General features: G+C 68.1%; 2 pseudogenes. One reads left to right on the top strand and one right to left on the bottom strand.

Going from position 1 to position 551, the window contains the following annotated elements:
• Window positions 1-211 (top strand): annotated as a pseudogene (locus tag EOA75_RS33640) (glycosyltransferase); the annotation flags it as partial.
• Window positions 212-214: 3 nt separating this feature from the next.
• On the opposite strand, the pseudogene EOA75_RS33645 reads toward EOA75_RS33640, so the two are convergent.
• Window positions 215-551 (bottom strand): annotated as a pseudogene (locus tag EOA75_RS33645) (DUF4239 domain-containing protein); the annotation flags it as partial.

The raw sequence follows: 551 nt of genomic DNA on the forward strand, positions 1-551 counted from the left end.
CCAGCCGTACTGGGCGCGGCGGGTGGCCGAGCTCGGCATCGGCGCAGCTCATGACGGCCCGGTTCCGACAGCGGGGTCATTGTCGGCGGCGATGGAGACGGCGCTGGCGCCCGAAACCCGCATCCGTGCGAGCGAGGTTGCCCGTTCGGTCCGCGCCGACGGCGCGGCGGTGGCGGCGAAGCTTTTGATCAAGATGTTCGGTCGTGCCTGACCTTCACTGCGTCAGTTCCGCCAGCGCCCTCTGCAGGGGCGCCGGCGAGACCTGGATCGGGCCGGAGAAGGGGCTGTCCATGTCGACGATCAGATAGATTGCCGCGGCCACCAGCGCCCCGGACATGAGGCACGTGAAGATGATGGTTCCATTGCACGGCGCTCGGAAGCCGAAGCTGGCGAAGATCAGCGTCAGCCAGGCAACGAGCAGCGCGATCAGCGGCGCGGGGATGGCACCCTCGGACTGCTCGGCCAGAATCCAGCGCTGCGCGATCACCTTCTGCAACTGCTGCGTCGCCGCCTGTTGCATGGCGGTCTGCCTGGCGTTCGCAGGGGTCAAT

The sequence above is a fragment of the Mesorhizobium sp. M1A.F.Ca.IN.022.07.1.1 genome (assembly GCF_003997575.1).
Taxonomy (GTDB): domain Bacteria; phylum Pseudomonadota; class Alphaproteobacteria; order Rhizobiales; family Rhizobiaceae; genus Mesorhizobium.